A 16,421-nucleotide genomic window follows, 5' to 3' on the forward strand; every position below is an offset into this window, starting at 1 on the left:
ACGCTCCCGGAGGACCGGGGGAGGACGGGCCGGCGCGGCGTCGGCGCGCGCCGGCCGGACACCGACCGTCCCCTTTCCCTCCTGTTTTCGTGGAGTGTTTCGTCATGTCCGAGAACCAGTCGTCGCGGCGGTTCGTCCGCCGGCTCCCCGTCGTCGGCGGGATCGCCGCCGGCTCCGTCCTGCTCCTCGCCGGCCCGGCCTTCGCGCATGTCACCGTGCAGCCGGGCGCCGCCCCCAAGGGCGGCTTCGCCACCGTCGCCATCAAGGTGCCCAACGAGAAGGACGACGCCTCGACCGTCAAGGTCGAGGTCTCCCTGCCGACCGACCACCCGCTGGCGTCCGTGATGCCGGAGCCGGTGCCCGGCTGGAAGGTCGACGTCACCAAGTCCAAGCTCGCCAAGCCGATCGAGATGGAGGGCGAGAAGATCAACGAGGCGCCCTCGAAGATCACTTGGACCGCGGAAGGCAAGGGCATCGAGCCCGGCCAGTTCCAGCAGTTCCCGCTCTCCGTGGGACAGCTGCCGAACGACGCCGACCAGCTGGTCTTCAAGGCCCTCCAGACGTACGACAACAAGGAGGTCGTGCGCTGGATCGAGCCGGCGAAGCCGGGCGGCCCGGAGCCGGAGAACCCGGCGCCGGTGCTCAAGCTCACCGCGGCCGGCGCCGACGGCACCGGACAGGGTGCGGACGACGGCAAGGACGGCGCCAAGACCGACCCCGCCAAGAACGCCGCGGAGGCGTCCCCCAGTGACACCACGGCGCGGGTGCTGGCCGTCGCCGGGATCGTCGTCGGCATCGTCGGGGTCGCGTTCGGCGTGCTGGCCGGCCGGCGCCGCAACGCCTGACCCGGGCACCGCGCCCCACCGGGCGCCGGACCCGCGGCGGAACCACGCCGGTCCGGCGCACCCGCCGACAGCCACCCGGGGCAGAAGCACCGGGAACACAGAAGTAGCAGAAGCAGTAGAAGTAACGGACTTAACGGAACAACTGGAACCAACGGGATATATCTGTAATGCGTACCTCACCTGCGACGCGCAGAAGGACCCTGCTGCTGTCCGCCCTCGGGGCGACCGCCGCACTCACCCTGACCGCCTGCGGCGGCGGCGACGCGGACAAGCCCGCCGCCGTCGTCTCCGGCGGCACGACGGCGAAGCCGATCCTCACCCTCGACTCCCCGATGGAGAAGCCGGACCTCACCCTGACCGACACCGACGGCAAGCCGTACGACCTGCTGGAGAAGACCAAGGGTCATCCCACGCTGATCTACTTCGGCTACACCAACTGCCCGGACGTCTGCCCGACGACGATGGCCAACATCGCGGTCGCGGTGAAGCAGCTGCCGCAGGCCGAACAGAGCGATCTGCGGGTGGTCTTCGTGACCTCCGACCCGGAGCGCGACACCCCGGCCCAGCTCAAGAAGTGGCTCGGCGGCATCGACAAGGACTTCGTCGGCCTGACCGGGAAGTTCGACACCATCCAGAAGGCCGCCCGGAGCGTGAACATCGGGATCGAGAAGCCGGTCACGAAGAAGAACGGCGATGTCGTCTCCACACACGGCGCGCAGGTCCTGCTGAGTTCCCCGAAGGACGACAAGGTCCACTGGATGGGCATGCAGGAAGCCACCTCCGACAACTACACCACCGCACTGCCGAAGATCATCAAGGGACAGAACCCGTGAACCGCCGCACCACCCCCGTGAACCGCCGCATAGCCCTGACCGCCGCCCTCACCCTCACCGCCGGCCTGGCGCTGACGGCGTGCGGCGGCGGGACCACCGCGAACACCGGGACCACAGCACCCCGGCTCAAGGTCAGCGACCCGTACATGCCGCAGCCGGTCACCCAGAGCATGGCCGGCGCGTACTTCGTCATAAAGAACAGCGGCGGCACCGCCGACAAGCTCACCTCGGTCACCAGCGACCTGTCCAAGGACATCACGATCCACAAGACGGTCGGCAACAAGATGGAGCAGGTCGACTCCCTGCCGGTGCCGGCCAACGGAGAGCTCACGCTCGGCCCCGGCGGCAACCACCTGATGTTCATGGGCCTGACGAAGAAGCCCGCCGAGGGCCAGACGGTCACCGTCGAGCTGCACTTCGCCACCGCCGCCCCGATCACGGTCCAGGTCCCGGTGAAGGCCACCAGTTACACGCCGAAGCACTGATACGCAGGAGCACCCAGGAGAAGGGAACGAGCGCTATGGCCCTCACCGGCTTCCGGCCTCGACCGCGGCCGGCCGACCGGCCGCGGTCCGGTCCGCGGTCCGCGGGGACGCTGCGGCTGCTGGTCGTCGTGGCGGCGCTGTTCGGCGCGCTGTTCGCGGGCGCCGAACCGGCGTCCGCGCATGCCGCGCTGACCGGCAGCGACCCCGCTCAGGGGTCGGTGCTGGACCGCGCCCCCGAGCAGGTCTCGGTCACCTTCTCCGAAGGCGTCGCGATGGGCGACGACTCCCTCCGCGTACTGGATCCGCAGGGCAAGCGGGTGGACCGCGGCAAGCTGCGCAACCTGTGCAGCGGCAGCACGGTCAAGTACGGGGCGGGGCTGCCGCCGGGACTCGCCAACGGGACGTACACCGTCGCCTGGCAGGCGGTCTCGGCGGACAGCCACCCGGTCTCCGGCGCCTTCACCTTCTCCATCGGGGCACCCTCCAAGACCAGCGCCCCGGTGCCCCAACAGGAGGTCGGCGGCGGCCTGGTGGGCGCGCTGTACGGCATCGCCCGCTACCTCGCCTACGCCGGGTTCGTGCTGCTGGCCGGCGGCTCGGCCTTCGTGGTGGCCTGCCGGCCGGCCGCCGCCCGGGTGCGCTCCGTCCAGCGGCTGGTCGTCCAGGGCTGGGCGCTGCTGACCGGCACCACGATCGCGCTGCTGCTGCTGCGCACCCCGTACACCGGGTCCGGCAAGCTGGCCGACGTCTTCGACTTCGCCGGCCTCCAGCAGGTCCTGCTGACCAAGCCGGGCGCCGTGCTGGTCTCCCGACTGCTGCTGCTCGCCGCCGCCGCGCTGTTCGTGGCCGTCCTCTTCGGCTCGTACGCCAGGGCCCACACGCCGGACGGCGACGGCGGGGACGACGGAGGCGAGCGCGACGACGGCGACGGCGAGGGTGCGGGTGCGGCCGGGCCCTCCGGGGACGCCGAGGATCCCGAGGCGCCCCAAGACCCCGACAGCACCGAGGAGCTCGCCAAGCGGCGCAGGGACCTGACGCTGGGGCTCTCCCTCGGCGGGGTGCTGGTAGCCGCGGGCCTCGCCACGACCTGGGCGATGGCCGAGCACGCCTCGACCGGTCTCCAGCCCGCCGTCGCGATGCCGGTCGACGTCCTGCACCTGCTCGCGGTCGCCGCCTGGCTCGGCGGGCTGGCCGCCCTGGTCGTGTCCCTCTACTGGGGCCCGGCCGTAGAACGGAACGCGGTGATCCGCTTCTCCCGGGTCGCCTTCGGCTCCGTGGTGGTGCTGGTGGCCACCGGCGTCTACCAGTCCTGGCGCCAGGTCGGCTCCTGGCGCGCGCTGACCGACACCTCGTACGGGCAGCTGCTGCTGGTCAAGGTGGGCCTGGTCGCGGTGCTCGTCGCCGTCGCGGCGATGTCGCGGCGGTGGACGGCGCGGCTGGGCGAGGTCCGGGAGGCGGCACGGCCCGCCGGTCCCGAAGCCGAGGCGGAAACCGAAGCGGAGGCGGAGGCCGCGAGCGGTGCCGAGGCCGAGGCGGTGCCCGTCGCCGTCGCCGCTCCGGCCGCGGCGCCCGTGCCCGGTACGCCGGCCGACCCCGCCCGCGCCGCCCAACTGGCGCGTCAGCAGGCCGCGTTGGCCACCGCCCGGACGAAGCGCATCCGCGACGCGGACCCGGTGCGGCTGGGGCTGCGCCGCTCCGTGCTCGCCGAAGCCTCGATCGCGGTCGTCCTGCTCGGCGTGACCACCGTGCTGACCACCACCGAACCGGGCCGTACGGCGGAGGCGGTGAAGGCCGCGTCCGCCGGGCAGTCCGCCGACGCCAACCAGCCGCGCGTACTGACCGTCCCCTTCGACACCGGCGGGCCGCAGGGCAAGGGCAGCGCCCGCCTCGACCTCGACCCCGGACGCAGCGGCAGCGGCAACGAACTGCGGCTGCGGATCGCCGACCCGTCGGGCAAGGCCAGGGACGTCCCCCAGGTGAAGGTCTCCTTCACCCTCGACGCCAGGAAGCTGGGGCCGCTCCCGGTCGTCCTCCGCCACGTCAGTACGGGCCACTGGACCGCGAGCGGCGTCCAGTTGCCGGTCCCGGGGCAGTGGCAGCTCTCGCTGCTCGTCCGGACCTCCGACATCGACCAGGTGACCGAGACCAGGAACGTGAAGATCGACTGATGAGCAAGCAGACGAACGGCAAGAAGGCCGCCGGGCCGCGCAAGCCCGGCAAGCAGCCCGCCGGCACCAAGGCCGGGCGGCCCGCGGACACCAAGGCCGTGGGCAAGCAGCGGGACGGCCGGCACGAGACCGGGCCCGCCGGGCCCGCCACCCCCGTGGACGGCGCCGCGCCCTCCCTGGAGCTCTCGCGCCGCCGCCTCCTGGGGACGGTCGGCGCGGCGGGCGCGGCCGGACTGGTCGTCGGCGGGGCCGGCGGCGCCATCGGGGTCGCCGCGGCCACCGGGGACGCCCCGGCCGCGCTGACCACCATCGGCTCGACCGAGGTCGCGTTCCGCACGGACGGCGCCAAGCAGCAGGCGGGGATCACCACCCCCCTCCAGGCCAGCGGGCACCTGCTCGCCTTCGACCTGGCACCGGGGGCCGGCCGGAAGGAGGCCGCCGCGCTGCTGCGCCGCTGGTCGCGGACGGCCGAGGGGCTGATGGCCGGGCGCACCCCGGACGCCGACACCGGGGTGGCGCTGGACGCCGGCCCGTCCTCGCTGACCGTCACCTTCGGCCTCGGCCACAGCTTCTTCGACCGTACGGGCCTGGCCGGCCGGCGCCCCGTACAGCTCGATCCGCTGCCCGACTTCTCCGCCGACGCGCTGGACCCGAAGCGCAGCGACGGCGACCTGTGGATCCAGATCGGCGCCGACGACGCGCTGGTCGCCTTCCACGCGCTGCGTGCGCTCCAGAAGGACGCGGCGGGGTCGGCGCGGCTGCGCTGGCAGATGAACGGCTTCAACCGCACCCCGGGCGCCACCGCGCACCCCATGACCGCCCGCAACCTGATGGGCCAGATAGACGGCACCAACAACCCCAAGCCGTCGGACGCGACCTTCGACGAGCGGATCTTCGTGGGGCGGGACGCCGCGCAGGAGTGGATGCGCGGCGGCTCGTACGCCGTGGTGCGCCGGATCCGGATGCTGCTCGACGACTGGGAGAAGCGCTCCCGCGGCGAACAGGAGCGGGTCATCGGGCGCCGCAAGGACACCGGCGCCCCGCTGACCGGCGGCACCGAGACCACCCCGATGAAGCTGGACGCGAACGGCGCCGACGGGCTGCCGGTCATCCCCGCCAACGCCCACGCCCGGATCGCCGCCCCGGCCTCCAACCAGGGCGCGGCGATGCTGCGCCGCCCGTTCTCGTACCACGACGGGTTCCGCGACGACGGCGCCCCGGACGCCGGGCTGCTCTTCGTCTGCTGGCAGGCCGATCCGCTGCGCTCCTTCACCCAGATCCAGCGGAAGCTGGACCGCGGGGACGCGCTCTCGCCGTTCCTGCGGCACGAGGCGAGCGGCCTGTACGCGGTGCCGCCGGCGCCGGAGGCGGGCGCCTACGTGGCGCAGCCGCTGCTGGAGGGCTGAGCGGACCAGCTGACGGAACGGGGACGCCGGCCACCGGGGCGGTCGGTATCGTGACAGGGCAGGGAGAAGATCGGCGGGTTGCCCCCGCAGTGACGCGAGGGAGTCCTCCAGCCATGTCGGCCAGTCGCTACACCTATCTCGGCCCCGCGGGCACCTTCACCGAGGCCGCGCTGCGCACCCTCCCCGAGGCGGCGACCCGGGAGCTGGTGCCGATGGTGTCGGTGCCGGCCGCCCTGGACGCGGTGCGCGCCGGCGAGGCCGCGGCGGCGCTGGTGCCGATCGAGAACTCCGTCGAGGGCGGGGTGACCACCACCCTCGACGAACTCGCCGCCGGCGAACCGCTGATGATCTACCGCGAGGTGCTGCTCCCGATCGCCTTCGCCCTCCTCGTGCGCCCCGGTACGGCGCTGGCCGACGTGAAGACGGTGACCGGGCACCCGGTCGCCCAGCCCCAGGTCCGCAGGTGGCTGGCCGCCCAACTCCCGGAATCCGTCTGGGAGTCGGCCGCCTCCAACGCCGACGGCGCCCGGCTGGTGCAGGAGGGCCGCTACGACGGCGCGTTCGCCGGTGAGTTCGCGGCGGCGACGTACGGGCTGGAGCCGCTGGTCACCGGCATCCACGACGCGGAGAACGCCGCCACCCGCTTCGTGCTGGTCGGCCGCCCGGCGCGCCCCGCGGCGCCCACCGGCGCGGACAAGACCTCGGTCGTGCTGTGGCTGGCCGAGGACCACCCCGGCGCGCTGCTGGAACTGCTCCAGGAGTACGCGGTCCGCGGGGTCAACATGATGCGGATCGAGTCCCGGCCGACCGGCGAGGGCATCGGCCGCTACTGCTTCTCCGTGGACTGCGAGGGCCATATCACCGACCGCCGGGTGAGCGAAGTCCTCATGGGCCTCAAGCGGGTGTGCCGGGACGTACGGTTCCTGGGCTCGTACCCGCGCGCGGACGAGGTGGCCGCGCGCGTCCGGCCGCAGATGACCGACCCGGCGTTCACCGAGGCGTCGGACTGGCTGGCGCGCTGCCTCGACGGCCGCGCCTGACCGGCCGCCCCTCCCCTGCAGGTCACGCGCTGCGACCTGCGGCTTTCCCGGGGCCGCGGCGTGCCTCCGTTTTCCGGCCCGGCCGCCCTCCGCGGTTGTCCACAAAGTTATCCACAGGCACGCTTCTCGACCTGTGGGTAAGTCGACATGAGAGTCGGACAGAGTCGACATATCTCCCTAGTGACCTCACACCCGTCCACAGTCACCCACAGTGGATCACCCCGGCCCGCGTCAGCACAATTCCCGTGATCAATCCTTTAGAGCGAGGTAATCCCACACGAAAGAGTGCGTGAACAAGGTTTGGACCGAGAATCCACCGTCGAGCATTTCGGGCGCAGAATGATCAATTCCGGCTTCCACAGATCTCACGCACAGCCTGTGGATAAGAATCCCCAACCCCCCGAACCTGTGGACAACCCAGGGGGCAAGCCGTGGACGACGACCCGGACCCCCGCCGCGAATGCCCCATTTCGGAGAATGCCCGGGAATTCCGCAGGCCCTTACGATGCGTTACCCACACACCGCGCCGCGGCCTCCGGAGCACGATTCCCACCCATGGAATAAATAACCTCAAAACGGACAAACCGCCACGCCGGGGAATATCCCGTCGAGTGCCGGCTCCCGGCCCCGGTAGCCTGGTGGGGTGATTGACCTTCGCCTGCTTCGTGAGGACCCCGACCGTGTGCGCGCCTCCCAGCGCGCCCGTGGAGAGGACGTCGCACTCGTCGACGCACTCCTCTCCGCCGACGAGCGGCGCAGGTCGTCCGGCGTCCGCTTCGACGAGCTGCGCGCCGAGCAGAAGGCGCTCGGCAAGCTCATCCCCAAGGCCGCCGGCGACGAGAAGGCCGAGCTGCTGAAGAAGGCCGGCGAGCTGTCCGCCGCCGTGAAGGCCGCCGACGCCGAGCAGGACGAGGCCAAAGAAGAGACGCAGACGCTGCTGCTGAAGCTCGGCAACATCGTCCACCCCGACGTCCCGGTGGGCGGCGAGGAGGACTTCACGGTCCTGGAGACGCACGGCAGCGTCCGCGACTTCGCCGCCGAGGGCTTCGCGCCCAAGGACCACCTGGAGATCGGCGAACTGCTCGGCGCGATCGACGTCGAGCGCGGCGCCAAGGTCTCCGGCTCGCGCTTCTACTACCTCACCGGCGTCGGCGCCCTGCTGGAGCTGGCGCTGGTCAACGCCGCCATCGCACAGGCCACCGAGGCCGGCTTCACGCCGATGCTGACCCCCGCCCTGGTGCGCCCGCGCGCCATGGAGGGCACCGGCTTCCTCGGCCAGGCCGCCGAGAACGTCTACCACCTGGAGCGCGACGACTTCTATCTGGTCGGCACCTCCGAAGTCCCGCTCGCCGCGTACCACATGGACGAGATCGTCGACGCGGAGCAGCTGCCGCTGCGTTACGCCGGTTTCTCGCCGTGCTTCCGCCGCGAGGCCGGCACGTACGGCAAGGACACCCGCGGCATCTTCCGGGTCCACCAGTTCGACAAGGTCGAGATGTTCTCGTACGTCGCGCCGGAGGACGCCGAGGCCGAGCACCGGCGGCTGCTGGACTGGGAGAAGCAGTGGCTGACGGGCCTGGAGCTGCCGTTCCAGGTGATCGACGTCGCCACCGGTGACCTGGGCGCCTCGGCCTCCCGCAAGTTCGACTGCGAGGCGTGGATCCCGACCCAGGGCAAGTACCGCGAGCTGACCTCGGCGTCGAACTGCGACGAGTTCCAGGCGCGCCGCCTCTCCGTCCGGATGCGGGAGACCATCGACGGCAAGCAGAAGGTCAAGCCGCTGGCGACGCTGAACGGCACGCTCTGCGCCGTACCGCGCACCATCGTGGCGATCTTCGAGAACCACCAGCTGCCGGACGGTTCGGTCCGCGTCCCCGAGGTGCTCCGCCCGTACCTGGGCGGCCGTGAGGTGCTGGAGCCCGTCGCCAAGTGAGTTCCTCAGCCCCGGCGGGCTCGCCGCTGCCGTACAAGCTCATCGCGACGGACCTCGACGGGACGCTGCTGCGCCACGACGAGACCGTCTCCGAGCGCACCCGCCGGGCGCTCGCCGCGGCCACCGCGGCGGGCGCGGCGCACATCGTCGTCACCGGCCGGGCGGTGCCCTGGACCCGGCACGTCCTGGACGCCCTCGACTACCAGGGCCTCGCGGTGTGCGGGCAGGGCGCGCAGGTCTACCACGCCGGCGAGCAGCGGCTGCTGACGTCGGTGACCCTCGACCGCCAGCTGGCCGGTCTCGCGCTGTCCAAGATCGAGGCCGAGGTGGGCCCGCTCTTCGTGGCCGCGAGCCGGGACGGCCTGGCCGGCGATGTGCTGGTCGGCCCCGGCTACCGCGTCCAGGAGGGCCCGCTGCCCAGCGTCCGGATGAAGGACCCGGCCGAGCTGTGGGCGGCCCCGCTCAACAAGCTCTACGTCCAGCACCCGACGCTGGACGACGACGCGCTGGCGCTGGCCGCGCGCCAGGTGGCCGGGGACCTGATCGGCGTGACGGTGGCCGGTCCCGGCATCGTCGAGCTGCTGCCGCTGGGCCTGTCGAAGGCCACCGGGCTGTCGCTGGCCGCCCGCCGGCTGGGCATCACCGCCAAGGAGACGCTGGCCTTCGGCGACATGCCCAACGACATCTCGATGTTCGCCTGGTCCGCACACGGCGTCGCGATGGCCAACGCCCATGACGAACTGAAAGCCGTCGCCGACGAGATCACCGCGTCCAACGAGGACGACGGGGTCGCGGTGGTGCTGGAGCGGCTCTACTGCTGACCGGCTTCGGGCGGCGGCAGTTCCTCGGCCGCCGCCTCGCCGTGCGCCGCCGGGGTCAGCGGCCAGCAGGCGAACCCCATGGTCAGCGCTATGGCGTGGCCGAAGTCGGTGAAGGTCGCACCGGTCAGCAGCGGAATGCCGAAGAAGAGCAGCACGCCGACGAGGTAGCCGTAGCGCCACGGTGACGGCAGCCGGTACGTCAGCACTCCGGCGGCGGCGGCCAGCCCGTAGGAGACGCCGATGTCCACGACATGGGTCATCGAGCGCGGCAGCCTATGGCCCTCGATGGCGAGCAGCACCAGTTCCTGGCTGGCCAGGGTGGCGGCGACATGGGCCGCGCCGACCGTCAGCAGCCAGCGCCAACTCCCCATCCAGCGCTCGACGTTGGCATGCACCAGCTCGAACATCACCGCGTAGAGCAGGAACGACCCGGGCCGCTCGATCCAGAAGCCGCTGATCAGGAGCGCGGGGATCGGATGCTCGTTCAGCTCGTGGATGTTGCTGCTGTTGCGGTGCAGCAGGAACTGCTCCAGGCCCGCGGAGGCGGAGGCGATGACCAGGCTGGTGACGCCGATGATCAGCAGCCAGATGTGGGTGCCGGGCGTCGACCGCACCCAGTCGGTCACCCGGTCCCGCGCCCGGCCGAGCAGGACGCCGAACGACGGCGGTGTCACCGGCGGCTCCGGGCGGCGAGGGCGGTCGGCGCGGCGGCGAGGAACGGGCCCGCCCCCTTGATGTGCCGGATGCGCGGCGCGCTCTCCATCGTCCGTACGCCGGGCAGCGCCGCGACCCGGGTCGTCAGATAGCGGTAGAGCTCGCCGGTGTCCCGGCACAGCAGCGACGCGAAGAGGTTGTGCGGCCCGGTGATGGCGCCGGCGAAGGCGACCTCGGGATGGGCCGCCAACGCCTCGCCGGCGGCGGCGAGTTCGGCGGGCGCGACGGACAGCCAGAGGGCGACCACCACGCCGAACCCGCACTGCCGCAGGTCGTAGTCGACGTCGTAATACAGCACACCGTCCGCGCGCAGCGCTTCGAGGCGGCGGCGGACGGTGGTGGGCGACCAACCGGTCGCGGTGGCCAGTTCGGCGAGTGGCGCACGGCCGTCCCTGGCGAGCACGTCGAACAGCCGGCGGTCGGCGTCGGAGAGCACCCACGGGGTGGCACGCACCTGGGCCGGGGGCGGGCTCAGCGCCGCGATCTGCTCGGCTGCCAGCGCCCCGGACTTGCTGATCACGTTCTGCGGGCCGCCGTAGAACTCGTGCAGCAGGCAGTGCGCGGTGACGCCCACGACGCTCGGGGTGCGCGGCAGCTTCTGGAGCAGCAGCGCATCGCCGTCCTCGCTGCCCGCCGTCCGGCAGATCGCGGAGATCTCGGTGCCGCCGGACATCAGGCTGACCCAGGAGGTGTCCGGTCGGCGGGCCAGCGCCTGTGCCACCGGCAGCGCGGCGTCCGGCGCGCACTGCACCCGGACCAGCCACTCGACCGCGCCCAGCGCCCGGGGCTCGCTCAGCCCCAGCACCCGCAGCGCGCCGGAGCCGCGGTGCCGGCCGTAGCGCCGGGCGACGGTCTGGTCCGAGACGCCGAGCACCTCGGCGATCCGGCTGAAGGGGGCCCGGCCGTCGACCTGGAGGGCGTGGATCAGCCGCAGGTCGAGCTCGTCGAAGGCCGCGGCGGCGGTGGGGCCGGCCGCTGTCCGGTCCGCTGCGGGACCCGTTCGGTCGGTTTTCACCATTGGAGGCTAACCCGTGTCGGATTGCGCCGCCGGGAACCCGCCGGCTGGGGGGGACGAGGGGCGCGGACCGGAAGGTGGGGCCTTGCGACGGGCAAACGGCCCGCACACCACGAACACCACGAACACCACGAACACCACGAACACCACGAACGAGAACGACGGAGGAACGGTCATGCGGTACCCACCCGAGAGCGGGCCCGTAGGGCGCGGCCGGGCGCCGGGCGGGGGCGGGAAGTGGTGGCCACTGGTCGCCATCACCCTCGGCAAATCCTGCTGCTCGTCGATGTGACCATCTTGAATCCTCCCCTCCCTACAGGGAGGGGATTCCTGGCTCACGCTGCTCAGCCATCCAGCGGACGGTCAAGTCTTCTGCGATCGGCACCAGCCGGGAGGAAGCCAGCCCGGACGAGCATCACGCGCGCGGAGTTCTTGTCCCGGGGTGAGACGGCTCCGCACACGGTGCAGGTGTAGGTACGTTCCGACAGCGGCAGGGCGTGCTTGGCTCTCGCTCCGCACCTACTGCAGTCCATGGTGGTGTGCGCGGGATGCACCAGGTGCGCGATGCGCCCATGCTTACGCGCCATGTTGATCAGCTCGCGCTTGGTGGCAGAGATCGCCGCGTCCGCGGCCTTGCGGGCCATGCTCGACTGTGCGAGGAACTTGGGCCGGAAGTCCTCCACGGCCAGTACATCATGGTCCACCACCACGTGCTTGGCCCATTTCCTGGCGGTGTCCCGCCGCTGCCGGGCGATCTTCTTGTGCAGCCTCGCGGCCTGCCGCTTGGCCTTGCGGTAGCCCGTTGATGCTGCTTGCCCACACTGCGGCTTGCGTCGGGCCATCTGCCGCTGATGGCGGGCGAGCCTTGCGGCGGCCCGCTTGCCGTGCTCGGGGTGGGGCAGGTCGTGGGCGTCACTGGTGGTCGTCGCGATCTCCCGCACGCCCCAGTCGACGCCGATGCACCGGCCAGTCGCGGGAGACGGCTGCACTTGGGTGGGGACGACGAAGGAGGCATACCAATGGCCAAGGCTGTCGCGATAGACCCGCGCCGATGACGGTGCGGCAGGCAGCGTGCGTGACCACACCACGCTCAGCACGATGCCGCCTGCCAGGTGTAGTCGGCCGTCCTTCAGCCTGAAGCCGCGTCGGGTGTAGTTGAGCGTCGCTTCGCTCTGGTGCTTCTTCTTGTAGGCGGGCATCCCGGCTCGCTGCCGTGTCGGCAGCTGCTCCTTGATGTCCCTCCCGCAGCCACGCGTTCATCGTCCTGGCCTCGGTAAGCATCTTGTCCAGGCGGGCCGGGCCGCACGTCTCGCCGTCCCGGTGAGCCTTCTTGGAGCGAGCGACGCACTCGTTCCAGATCCACCGGCAGCGAGCCCACTCCGCCCCCAGCACAGCACGGGCGGTGGACGACACCCGCAGCCGGTAGGTATAGCGGGCATGCCCGGCCTCCCCGCTCGCCCTCACCGACGCCATGCCTTCACCGCCCCTCACGGTTCCCAGCCAGGCTGCCGCAGCACCCCGATCCATTCAATGACCGTACGTGCGACCGCCATACATTCGCGCCCAACCACAGAGCCGCCACCCCAACCAGCGAACATGAGCAAGCGCGTTCGCGTCATCCCGTTCCAGTGAAGGCGCCGACGAGGGCGTGAACGTGGACGGCACGGAGGCGTGAACGCCGGACGAGCCCCTGAGAGGTGGGGGCGGGTCGGCACCCGGAACCGTACGGCCGTACACGGTTCCGGGTTGCCGCCCTGGTCCCGCAACGATCGTCCCGGGGCGGCACCCCCAAGTCAATCCTCGGGTTTCCTTCCAAACTCCTTAGAAGCAGCTTGGGTTGGGGTTAGCGTGGCCCTGTGACACTCGACGATCTGCGCGCCTTCGTGGCCGTCTGCGAGGCGGGCAGCCTCAGCGCCGTCGCCCGCGACCTCGGCTGCACCCAGTCCGCCGTCAGCCAGCGCATCAAACGCCTCGAACGGGAGGCTGGCATCGGCCTGTTGGAGCGCCGCCCGCGCGGGGTGGCCCCCACCGGGGCGGGCCGGATCCTGCACCGCGCCGCCGCCGACGGCCTCGGCGGACTGGACCTGGCGCTGCGCCGGCTGGCCGACATGCGCGAGGGCGACGGCGGTACGGTCCGGGTCACCACCGGCGCCACGACCGTCCGGCACTTCATGTCCGACGCGGTGGTCGCCTTCCGCGCCCGGCGCCCGCACGTCAACCTGGAGTTCCACACGGAGAGTTCCAGCCGCCGCTGCTTCGAGGCGGTCGCGGACGGCGGATCCGAACTGGCCTGGATCACCATCGGCCGGCCCGTCCGCGGCATCGAGCAGCACCCGGTGATCGGCCTGCCCTGGGTGCTCGCGGTACCCGCCGGCGACCCGCTCGCCACCCGCCAGCGGATCGAGCCGGACGAGCTGGCCGCCCTCCGCCTCATACAGCTCCCGGAGAACTCCACCTCCCGGATGCGCCTGGACGGCCACCTCGGACACCAGGACTCCGGCCCGGTCCCGCCGCCGAGCACCACCAGCGTCGCCGACTGGGACACCGCGCTGCTGCTCGCCGAACTCGGCGTCGGCTCCGCCGTCGTCCCCGAACTCCCCGGCCGCCGGGCCGCCGCCGCCCACCCCGGCCTGCGGCTGGTGCCGATCCCGGCACTGCCGCCGCTGACGACCGGGTGGGCGGTCCGGCAGTGGGCCGCGCTGAGCCCCGCGGCGGTGGAGTTCGCGGAGACGGTGAACCGCTGTCTGGGGGGTGGGGAGGGCTCCGTTCATACCTGACGTCCCGTCAATCCTGCTCGCGCGTACGACCAGGCCCCTGAACCGTCCCTGATGGCCTGCCTGGGCCGGCCGGCCGGTCGTCGCCTCCCATGGCGTCAAGGTCAAGGTCAAGGGCGGGGGCGCCAAGGTCGTGAAGGACGAGCGCTGGCACGGGAACAGCGCCACCGTCGCCGTGGCCCGTACCGGCGTCAAGACCAGCGGCGGTGGACCACTATCGGCTGACCCGCTCGCCGGCCGAGCCGGTGCCCGACCGGTGCCCGACCGCCGCCTGCCCGATGCCGGGCCGCCGTGGCCGCGGGACAGGCCCGGGACCACCTCTCCGATGACGTTCCGCCCACCACCGCTCACCTCTCCGCGACCGGAACGCGCCCCTCAGATCCGTGCAACGACCACCGGCAGCAACATCGCGTCAAGTGACGTAGACAAGCCGTCAATGATGCGTCAGCAGGCGGCGCTCCGCCCGGAGGGCCGGGCATAGCGTCTGTGGCGAGCCCCGGCGTACGCGTTCTCCACCGGTCCGGGGCCGTCCCGTCGAGGAGCAACGCCGTGTCCCACCATCTCTACGCGGAAGATCCCGAGCCTTCTGATCATGTCCCGGCCGGACCTCTGTTCGTTCCCGTCCGGCCGGGACCCGCGGGCTGCACGACCCGCCTGTTCCGCACCCCGCTCGGCGGCCGGACCGCCGTCGGCTTCACCTCACCGCAGCGACTGGCCGAGGCCCTCGGCGGCGGCCAGCCCTGGGTACGGCTCTCCGAGCCCGCGCTGCGCGCGCTGGCCGAGCCCGTCGGGGCCACGATCGTGACCGTCGATCCGCGGTTCGCCCCCGAAGTTTCCCGCAGGCACCACCTACGGGCCGTCTGAGGAAGGGGCACCCCCACCATGAGCCACAGCACACTGCCCCAGACCGAGGTGCCCCGGACCGATCCGGTGTCCGGCGCGGCACCCCAGGCCCCCGGGCCGCGCACCGCCACCCGGACCGCCGCCCGCGACACCGATGCCTTTGCCGACCCGCTCGCCATCTGGCCCGCGTCCGTCGTCCCCCTCTCCCAGGACGACCTCGCGGTGGGCGGCGTCCCGCTGACCGAACTGGCCGACCGCTTCGGCACCCCCGCCTACGTCCTGGACGAGGACGAGGTGCGCAACCGCTGCCGCGCCTACCTCCGGGCCTTCCCGGACACCGATGTCTACTACGCGGCCAAGGCGTTCCTGTGCCGCGCGATGGCGCACTGGGTGGCGGAGGAGGGGCTGGGCCTGGACGTCTGCTCCGCGGGCGAACTGGAGCTGGCCGTCACCACCGGCTTCCCGCCCGAGCGGATCGTGCTGCACGGCAACGCCAAGAGCCCCGCGGACCTGCGGGCCGCGCTGCGGCTCGGCGTCGGCCGGATAGTGATCGACAGCACCTCGGAGATCGCCCGGCTGGCCGCCGCGGTCCCGGCGGGGACCCGGCAGAAGGTGCTGATCCGGGTCGTCCCGGGGATCGCCGCGGGCGGCCACGCCAAGATCCGCACGGGAACCGAGGACCAGAAGTTCGGACTGTCCATCGCCGACGGCTCCGCACAGCACGCCATCACCCGCGTACTGAACCAGCCGCGCCTCGAACTGGTCGGCCTGCACTGCCACTTGGGCTCGCAGATCACCACCGCCAAGCCCTACCTCTCGGCCGTACGGCGGCTGGTCGGCCTGCTGGCCCGCATCCGGGAGCAGCACGGCATCACGCTCCCCGAACTGGACCTGGGCGGCGGCCACGGCGTCGCGTACCGCCCCGGTGAGGCCGCCCTCGACGTCGCCGGACTCGCCACCAAGATCCGCGCCGAACTGGCCGGCGGCTGCGCGGCGGCCGGCCTGCCGGTGCCCCGGCTCGCCGTCGAACCCGGGCGGGCGATCGCCGGCCCGGCCGGTATCGTCCTCTACCGCGTGCTCTCCGTCAAACGCACCGGCTCCACCACCTTCGTGGCGGTGGACGGCGGAATGAGCGACAACCCGCGGCCCGCGCTCTACGGGGTGCGCTACGCGCCCCGGCTGGTCGGCCGCCGCTCGGGCGCCGCGACCGAACCGGTCACCGTCGTCGGACGCCACTGCGAGGCGGGCGACGTCCTCGCCTCCGACGTCCACCTCCCCGGCGACATCCGCCCCGGCGACCTGATCGCCGTCCCCGTGGCCGGCGCCTATCACCTCTCCATGGCCTCCGGCTACAACCTCGTCGGCCGCCCCCCGGTCGTCGCCGTCACGGCAGGCCACGCCCGGCTGCTCGTCCGCCGCGAGTCGCTGGCGGACATCCAGGAGCGCGACATCGGGCTGTAGAACCGGGCGAGGGCGAGGCGGGGGGGGGATCCCTCACCATCCCCCCGCCTCGCCCCGCCCACTCTTCCTCCGGCTTCTCCCCG

Annotated in this window: 13 protein-coding genes and 1 pseudogene; 11 read left to right on the forward strand and 3 right to left on the reverse strand. The window is 72.3% G+C overall.

What is annotated here, in order from left to right:
* Positions 1–104: 104 nt before the first annotated feature.
* From GR130_RS39065 to GR130_RS39100, 8 genes are all read left to right on the forward strand, one after another.
* Positions 105–845 (forward strand): YcnI family copper-binding membrane protein, encoded by a 741-nt coding sequence (locus GR130_RS39065; protein ID WP_159509397.1) that lies wholly within the window; start codon positions 105–107, stop codon positions 843–845.
* A gap of 167 nt (positions 846–1,012) precedes the next feature.
* Positions 1,013–1,678 carry an SCO family protein gene (locus GR130_RS39070; RefSeq protein ID WP_159509399.1) on the forward strand — a complete coding sequence of 222 codons (666 nt, stop codon included), beginning with the start codon at positions 1,013–1,015 and terminating at the stop codon, positions 1,676–1,678.
* Between the two features lie 17 nt (positions 1,679–1,695).
* Positions 1,696–2,163 carry a copper chaperone PCu(A)C gene (locus GR130_RS39075; protein WP_159510521.1) on the forward strand — a complete coding sequence of 156 codons (468 nt, stop codon included), beginning with the start codon at positions 1,696–1,698 and terminating at the stop codon, positions 2,161–2,163.
* A gap of 35 nt (positions 2,164–2,198) precedes the next feature.
* A complete protein-coding gene (locus GR130_RS39080; protein ID WP_159509401.1) occupies positions 2,199–4,331 on the forward strand; it encodes a copper resistance CopC/CopD family protein in 2,133 nt (710 codons plus the stop codon).
* A gap of 98 nt (positions 4,332–4,429) precedes the next feature.
* Positions 4,430–5,737: an iron uptake transporter deferrochelatase/peroxidase subunit gene (gene efeB, locus GR130_RS39085; RefSeq protein WP_443043794.1), complete on the forward strand. Its 1,308-nt coding sequence runs from the start codon at positions 4,430–4,432 to the stop codon at positions 5,735–5,737.
* Between the two features lie 113 nt (positions 5,738–5,850).
* Positions 5,851–6,777 carry a prephenate dehydratase gene (gene pheA / locus GR130_RS39090; protein WP_159509403.1) on the forward strand — a complete coding sequence of 309 codons (927 nt, stop codon included), beginning with the start codon at positions 5,851–5,853 and terminating at the stop codon, positions 6,775–6,777.
* 643 nt (positions 6,778–7,420) lie between these two features.
* Positions 7,421–8,710: a serine--tRNA ligase gene (gene serS, locus GR130_RS39095; protein WP_159509405.1), complete on the forward strand. Its 1,290-nt coding sequence runs from the start codon at positions 7,421–7,423 to the stop codon at positions 8,708–8,710.
* The gene (locus GR130_RS39100; protein ID WP_159509407.1) at positions 8,707–9,531 is read left to right on the forward strand and encodes an HAD family hydrolase; all 825 of its coding nucleotides are present in this window, start codon (positions 8,707–8,709) and stop codon (positions 9,529–9,531) included. Before serS ends, GR130_RS39100 begins: the two co-directional genes overlap by 4 nt.
* On the opposite strand, the gene GR130_RS39105 is transcribed toward GR130_RS39100, so the two are convergent.
* The 3 genes and pseudogenes from GR130_RS39105 to GR130_RS39115 all read right to left on the reverse strand — a co-directional run bounded on the left by GR130_RS39105 (position 9,522) and on the right by GR130_RS39115 (position 12,733).
* The gene (locus GR130_RS39105) at positions 9,522–10,205 is read right to left on the reverse strand and encodes a rhomboid-like protein (protein ID WP_236573875.1); all 684 of its coding nucleotides are present in this window, start codon (positions 10,203–10,205) and stop codon (positions 9,522–9,524) included. The two genes, GR130_RS39100 and GR130_RS39105, sit on opposite strands and share 10 nt — an antisense overlap.
* Positions 10,202–11,263, reverse strand: a complete 1,062-nt coding sequence (locus tag GR130_RS39110; RefSeq protein WP_159509409.1) for an Lrp/AsnC family transcriptional regulator — start codon at positions 11,261–11,263, stop codon at positions 10,202–10,204. Before GR130_RS39110 ends, GR130_RS39105 begins: the two co-directional genes overlap by 4 nt.
* Before the next feature lie 310 nt (positions 11,264–11,573).
* Positions 11,574–12,733: pseudogene (locus GR130_RS39115) on the reverse strand (RNA-guided endonuclease InsQ/TnpB family protein).
* Between the two features lie 383 nt (positions 12,734–13,116).
* Between GR130_RS39115 and GR130_RS39120 the strand changes: the two are divergent.
* The 3 genes from GR130_RS39120 (at position 13,117) to lysA (ending at position 16,338) form a co-directional block, all read left to right on the forward strand.
* On the forward strand, positions 13,117–14,037 hold the full coding sequence (locus GR130_RS39120) for a LysR family transcriptional regulator (RefSeq protein WP_159509411.1): 921 nt from the start codon (positions 13,117–13,119) through the stop codon (positions 14,035–14,037).
* A 546-nt stretch (positions 14,038–14,583) separates the two neighbouring features.
* Complete coding sequence (locus GR130_RS39125; protein ID WP_159509413.1) at positions 14,584–14,898, forward strand: SAV_915 family protein; 315 nt, start codon at positions 14,584–14,586, stop codon at positions 14,896–14,898.
* Positions 14,899–14,916: 18 nt separating this feature from the next.
* Positions 14,917–16,338 carry a diaminopimelate decarboxylase gene (gene lysA / locus GR130_RS39130; protein ID WP_236573876.1) on the forward strand — a complete coding sequence of 474 codons (1,422 nt, stop codon included), beginning with the start codon at positions 14,917–14,919 and terminating at the stop codon, positions 16,336–16,338.
* The last annotated feature ends 83 nt before the right edge of the window (positions 16,339–16,421 follow it).

Source organism: Streptomyces sp. GS7, assembly GCF_009834125.1.
In the GTDB taxonomy this organism is placed as follows: Bacteria; Actinomycetota; Actinomycetes; order Streptomycetales; family Streptomycetaceae; genus Streptomyces.